This window comes from Nostoc sp. CMAA1605 (genome assembly GCF_021596505.1).
Classification (GTDB): Bacteria; Cyanobacteriota; Cyanobacteriia; order Cyanobacteriales; family Nostocaceae; genus Trichormus.
Genome location: NZ_PJIZ01000029.1, coordinates 41036 through 48032, shown reverse-complemented (window position 1 = coordinate 48032; position 6997 = coordinate 41036). Strand labels below are relative to the sequence as shown.

General features: G+C 42.5%; 1 protein-coding gene and 2 pseudogenes. All 3 read right to left on the bottom strand.

Annotated elements, in window-relative coordinates; genetic code table 11:
• A pseudogene (locus CV014_RS12515) lies at positions 1 to 1561 on the bottom strand (PfaD family polyunsaturated fatty acid/polyketide biosynthesis protein); the annotation flags it as partial.
• Positions 1562 to 1662: 101 nt separating this feature from the next.
• A complete protein-coding gene (locus CV014_RS12510) occupies positions 1663 to 5007 on the bottom strand; it encodes a PfaB family protein (RefSeq protein WP_236142325.1) in 3345 nt (1114 codons plus the stop codon).
• Positions 5008 to 5253: 246 nt separating this feature from the next.
• Positions 5254 to 6602, bottom strand: a pseudogene (locus tag CV014_RS12505) (polyketide synthase).
• Positions 6603 to 6997: the final 395 nt, after the last annotated feature.

Genomic DNA, 6997 nt, shown 5'->3' with positions numbered 1-6997 from the left:
CCTTCATGATGTGATTAGCAACATCAACAACATGACGATTATGCGCTTCCTCTAAATAAGAACCCCGCACCCAGTCATTAAACTTCCCATTGCTGGGCCGCACCAATTTGATAATCTACTTCTCTACCTTTTTCACCAGTGGTAGGCCAACGAGAGATAATCCTAAATACCATCTAAAGATTACAGCCATTTTGAGTTTAGATTGTTAACTGCTTTGCCTAATTTCTCTGGATTTTTTTGTGATAAATAAGCAGCCGTTCCTTCCCAAGCCTCAGCAATAGTTTTACGGAAACTTGTTTTCTAACTCTCCCCTTTCTGCTAAAGGAATTTCTTCAATGGAGTTATAAGTGCGGTACAATTCATACAATTTTTGTGCGCGCATGGGGAACATCGTACCCCGTTTCAGCACTTGTACCTTCACACCCATTTCAAACATATCGCCGGCGGGAGCCATAGTGACATCAGCCATTTCTGCTTGTGCTAATAGTTTTTTGGTATGCTCACAAGCACCAGATTCAACACAGGCTTGATTGACTGAACCAGTAACTACATAAGCCGCACCCATCATAAAAGCTGCTAAAGCTGATTCTGGGGTAGCAATTCCACCGGCTGCACCAATTCTAATGGGGTGAGAATAATTATATTGAGCTTGAATTTCATCCCTTAAAGCAATTAGTGAAGGGAGTAAACAAACCAAGGGACGATTATCAGTATGTCCACCAGAATCAGCTTCTACAGTAATATCATCAGCCATTGGTACTTTCGCCGCCAGTTTAGCTTGCAACTCAGTAATTAAACCTTGTTGCAGCAATTCTTGCAGCATTTTAGGTGGTGCTGGCTGCATAAATTTACTCGCTACTTCTCGGCGAGAAATTTTAGCAATGACTTTATTTTTGATTTCAATTTGGTTAGCATCATTTAAACTTAATCCCGCAACACGGTAATAAACAATGTTGGGAGTTAAGTCTAAAAAGGCTGAAGCTTCAACAATTCTCACACCATATTTTAAATATAAATCCACAGCTTGGCGTTCAACTGCCATATCATTAGGACTGTGAATTAAATTAAAAGCGTAAGGTTGATGAGGTAAAGCTTGTTGAATTTTATGAATTGCTGTTTCTATTCTTTCAGGCGGTAAACCACCAGCACCAAAGGAACTTAAAATATGCTCTCTACCTAATGCAATGACCATTTCTTCGGAAGCAATACCGCTAGCCATTGCGCCAGTCATATAGGCATATTTTACGCCATAAAATGATAGAAAACTAGGGTCGCCTAGTTGCTGGCTTTTGATGGGTGGAATTGATGTAATCAGTTCTAATTGTCCGGCTGCACCGTGTTCTGCTGGAGCTAAATAACCATCATTAGTTACGCCTACTTTCCCTGCAAGCTTGACAATGTAACAAGGTTTATCTAAAGCTAGTAATTTATTTTTGATATCTGTTTGTTCAAAAGCAACACAATCTAAAGCACCTTTCCAGATGAGATTGTGATTGTAGATATGGCTGGAATAACCCAGTCCATTATCATATCTATTTATAAATGTATCCACGGTCGTCACAGTCGTTCCCTCGCACGATATGCAATGAATTTATGTTTGGTTTGTAGTAAGGACTTTAGTCCTGGCTTGATAAGGACTGAAGTCCTTACTACAAACATTAATTACTTAGCTTCTTCACTCAATAAATCTGCGGCGCAGACCATTTGCAATTGAATGATTTCGCTCAATTGTTTACTAAAATCTTGTCTGGAATTTAAGAAATCTGTGTGATTTTTAGTTATGCGTGCGTTGTTTGCATTCAGCTTTTGATACTGAACTTTGTTTAATTCCAACATATTGATGATGATGCGAAATTCTTCGTCAGTTACAGGTAAATCGGGAACTATTTCAGGCGTTGCAGAGTCAGAAACAGTAGACTCAGAAAATTCTACTTGCTCTTCAGTTTTTAAATCGTATTCCATGATAGTTTTCATGGAATCTTTTGCTGACTCAACTTTAAGAGTAGGAATTTCTACAGCCGGAGTTTCAATCTTATTCACAGCCTGAGATAAATTCAGAGAATTGATAGTGAGGGAATCACTAAATAGCGGTTGTTCTGGCTGCTTTTTCTTCGCTACATCTTGGAAGAGTTGACGATTTTCTGCTGTCAAAATTTTGCCAGTAATTGAATCACCGCCAACTGTCACAGTCCGCAGCATGGCTTTATTTTGCTTGGTATTTGTTACCGGACTGTAAAGCGGTGATAAGTCTAAATTCACCCGATGACTAACGAGTTTACCTAATGCTTTGACGATGGAACTATGATCATCCATCCCGCGACGGTTGAGGGAAACGGTGATGTGTTCTTTATCTTCCAGGATTTTATCTATCCAACGAGAACAGACGCTACCCGCACCAGCTTCAATAAAGATTTTGGTTCCGTCATTGTAGACGCGGTTAACTAATTTGGGAAAATCTAATTCTTGAGATAACCCTGTCGCAATACTACGAGCGATCGCACCACTTTCTAATGTGATAGTCTCATACTCAGCCGCCGAATAAAATACGATACCGGGTATTTCCTGACTCGGTAAAGTATTTAATTTAACTAGCTCATCAAACTCCGATCGCATGGCTTGACAATGAATGACATGATCGAAGGGAGCAGAGAAAGCATTGCAGCCAATGGTTTTAATCACCCTTTGACAAGCCGCAGGATCACCTGCAATTAATACTTCTTCGGCAGTATTAATTTGTGTCAGATAAACACGCGGTTCATTTCTGATTGCATCCCGCACTTGTACAGGACTCGCCATCAGCACATAATTACCCCACAAATTATCCTCTGAAGCCGAGGTAGATTTTGGTAATCCCCAATACTCACGCACAGCATTTTTCGGGCCAGATAATCTATCGCCAAATAAAGCTGAGGAGTTGAAGGAGTTACTACCCTCATAAAAATTGCTCCAAACTCCTTGAGCAACCATCATGCTGGTTTCACCCAAGCTATAACCAAACACGTATTTGGGTTTGATTTGAAAATCATCCCGAATGACTGTAGTGAGCAGTCGGGTAAAGGACATTTCCGCTTCAAACATTGCTAGAGAATCATCGAGCAATTCCCGCTCTAGTTTTTCTAGTTGTCTAGTAGTTAATTTACTCAAACTGCGCGGAAATACCCGACGTTCCACATCAGCCGCACGTTTGTAGAGGCTCTTGATGAAAGGGTTATCGTGCAGTTTGGGGAACAGACGGAAGATATTACGACTAATCCCAACATAGGAATTCACCGCCGCCGGATACACATAAGCCAACTCACCTTTTTTCCCCAAGGGGTTAGCGGTGAAGTAACTACCTACAGGTGTTTGCCAATCTGTACCCTTTTCAAAAGCAGCAGTAATCCCTTTACGTGCTGATTCAATCTCGCGGAGGATTTCTTTTTTGTTGCGTCCGGTAATGGAAACGGCGTACTGTGCGGCGGTTTGTTGTTGATAGGTATTAAAAGCTTGGCTAGCACTCTGAGATAGAGAATCACTCTCTGTAATACTCTTTTGCAGACTGTCCAACGCTGTCATCAAACTAGCGCGGTCATCAGCAGCTACAGGTAACAGATAATAAGGTGTTTGCTGTAAATAAGTATTTGGACGCTCTTGTTGCTTGACTTCTTCCGACAAAATCACATGAGCATAAGTCCCGTCAGAACCTATCCCATTCACCGCCGCGAAGCGTCGGGGAGCATTCTTGCTCAAAAACCAAGGTCTAGATTCCGTCGCCACATAGAAAGGACTACCTTCAAAAGCTTGGGGATTCTTCACCCCAGACCAGCCAGGAGTCCCAGGAATATATCTGTAATACAAACACAGAGCCGTTTTAATTAAGCTAGCGATACCCGAAGCCACGAAAGTGTGACCGATATTGGCTTTGACGCTACCGATTGCACAGTGTAAACCATCACCTACAGGTGGATAAGCTTGGACTAAACCAGCAATTTCCGCCTCGTCTTCCTGGGGAATCCCACTCCCGCAAACCTCGACATATTTCACTTGTTCAGCTTGAATACCTGCTGTTTGTAGAGCTTGCTGACAAGCTTGGTTAATGCTTGTACCGTCTAGGTTTGAGTGAGTTTGACCGATACTAATGGCATCAATTACAGCATAAATGCGATCGCCATTTTCTAATGCTTGGTCATGACGCTTGAGAACTACAACCCCCGCACCTTCTCCCGGTGTCCAACCGTTGGCTTTTTGGTCATAGCTCAGAGTGTTAACACCAGTATTAATATTAGCTGATTGGCTGCGTATTAATACGTTCTCAACACCGCCAGCCATATCTACTGCACCGACAACCACAGCATCCACTTCTTCGGTCATCAGTAGCATTTGTGCCACTTCCAACGCCTTAAATGCAGAAGTTTCTACAGCCGTGAGAGAGAAGGAAGGCCCGGTAAAGTTCCACAAAGAAGAAATCCGACTCGCCATAATGTTGGCGATGTAGCTTAAATACTCACCAATTTCGACTTGATGGTGAACGCTATCTTTAACGATGGTTTCTAGTTGAGCGATTTTGTCTTGGGGTAGAGTAATTTCCGCCGCGTTGAGTCCATCTTTAACTTGCCAAGACGCATCCCAGCGTTGTTGGAGTTGATGAACTGATAACTCAGTTTCTGTGGCGATAATGACCGCGACATTACCCCCTTCTGGAATCTTCGCATCTTTAAGGGCGCGATCGGCCACTGTCAGAAGTAGCAGTTGTTGGGGGTTGAGTTTTTCGACTTCGTTGGGAGGAATTTTATAGGTGAGGGTATCAATATCAAACTCTTTGATATATGCACCTACGGGTGCTTTACCTTCTACTAAGCCGTACTTTTGTAGTAATTCTGGTTGTGTTTCGATGCCGTACCATCTCTTCGGCGGTAGGGGAATGAAGTGTTGTTTACCGTCGTAGATACTGCGTTCAAAAGCATCTAAGCCATTGCATTCACCGAAAAAGGCATCCATGCCTACAATAGCGATTTTTTGTTCTAACATCTCTTTACTATTGTTGAGGTTGAATTTATTTAGACTTCTTGCATCAATATTTTTTTAAAAGCTCACGCAAAGGCGCAAAGACGCAAAGGTAAGAGCGCAAATTGTTGCAAGAGGTCTAGTGAAGGGTTTTGATGTTGCTGTATCAGAATATGAAATGTCGAAATTACCTTTTTTTTCTTTGTAACTTTGCGTCTTTGCGACTTTGCGTGAGACATAATCATATCTTTCTCCGCAACACTAAACTTCTTATTTTTCTAGAATCAGATGGGAGTTTGTACCACCGAAACCAAAGGCACTTAAAGCTACGTGTTTGGTTGGCTTGTTTTGCGGCCAGGGTGTCTGATTTCGCACGATGTTGTCGGATGAAATCACGTTATTTTCCGACTTAATAGGGTCGTTGACGTTGATGGTGGGGGAATTATGCCGTGGTTGAGGCTATATATTGCCTTCGTCAAACTCACCATACCGGCGGCTACTAACAAGTGACCGACATTGGCTTTGGCTGAACCAACTAAAGGCTTGGCTTGGTGTTGTCCAAAGAAGGATTCTATAGAGGTTAATTCGGTGGTATCTCCCAGTAATGTGCCGGTAGCGTGACACTCCATATAATCAATAGTTTTGGGGTTAAGTTCAGCTTCTTGATAGGCTCTCTCGAAGGCTAGAACTTGCCCTTTAGTATTAGGACTTAGTAAATGCTTACCTTTACCATCGTTAGAAAGACCATTACCGCAAACTGTTGCGAGGATTTTATCTCCATCTCTGACGGCATCACTGTAGCGTTTCAGCATAACCATACCAATACCTTCAGAGGTAATTAAGCCTCGTGAAGCTTTATCTAGAGGCGCGCTAATGCCGTTTTCTGGATAGCCTTGGATACCGGAAAAGAGCATCCGTAAGAAGAGAGGATCTGAGCAACTGATAGCTCCAGCGAGCATTACGTCAGCTTTGCGGGATTGTAGGTAATGAGATGCCAACTTGATGCTATAGAAGGCAGAGGAACAAGCTGCATCAATACAGAAGTGATTACCTGAAAGGGAGAAAGCTTTGGCGACTAATGCAGCCGGTAAGCCGGAAATCATGGCGTTTTGTGTCGCGGCTTTAGTAGTTGTAGGGATAGCCGCTAGATGGAAATCTTGATTTTGTAAAAGTTCCGCTACTGCTGGTTCGATGGTTTGGCGGTAAATGGGTGCAATTAATTGATTAGAAACTTTGGTGGGTAGAGAAAGAGTTCCTAATATTACTCCACATTTAGATAGGACTTCTTCATTTCCCCAGTAGCCACTATTTTGAATAGCTTGTTTTGCAGCGTATAGTGACCATTTGAAGGTGTTATCTAAGCTTTCCACAAATTCCGATGGCAGATTGTATTCGCTGGCATCAAATTTAAAATTGCGGATAAATCCACCTTTGAGAAAATAAAATTTTTCCGGCTTGCCTTTGACTGGGTCGTAAAATATTGTGGGGTCTAAACCCATTTCTTCGACAGTAATTGATGATGTCGAATCTTTCTGCTCAGTGAGATTCTGCCAAAATTGATCGGGATTGTTAGCGTCAGGAAAGAGGCATGATAATCCGATGATGGCGATTTTTTCCACTGTTTTTATCCTCGTTTGGGTAGCGATAAGAGGCAGGGGGGCAGGGGGCAGGGAGCAGGGGGAAAAAGAATTAATGACTATTTCACTGTCACCTGTAACCTGTAACCTGTCACCTTTGTTTCTGCTGAATATGACAGTATTTAAACTGTTTTCTAAACTTACGAGGATTTACGCTATTCCCGGAACTTGAGACGATTAGGGATTTACTGTGCTTATGAATGGCCTACTATAGCAATCCTAATTGATTTAGGATGTTTTGAGGGGTTTTATTTAAGATTTGTCGGGCTACGCCCCGCTACGCTAACACGCAGAGCCGCAGCGAAAAGTCGGAGCGGAGGTTTCCTCCGATCTGAACTTTTCAAGACAGAGGCGCAGAGAGAAGGAGAGGGCAATTG

Excerpts from the sequence above, each read along its gene's own strand:
- CV014_RS12510 (WP_236142325.1), bottom strand. The coding sequence starts at position 5,007 with ATGTTAGAACAAAAAATCGCTATTGTAGGCATGGATGCCTTTTTCGGT.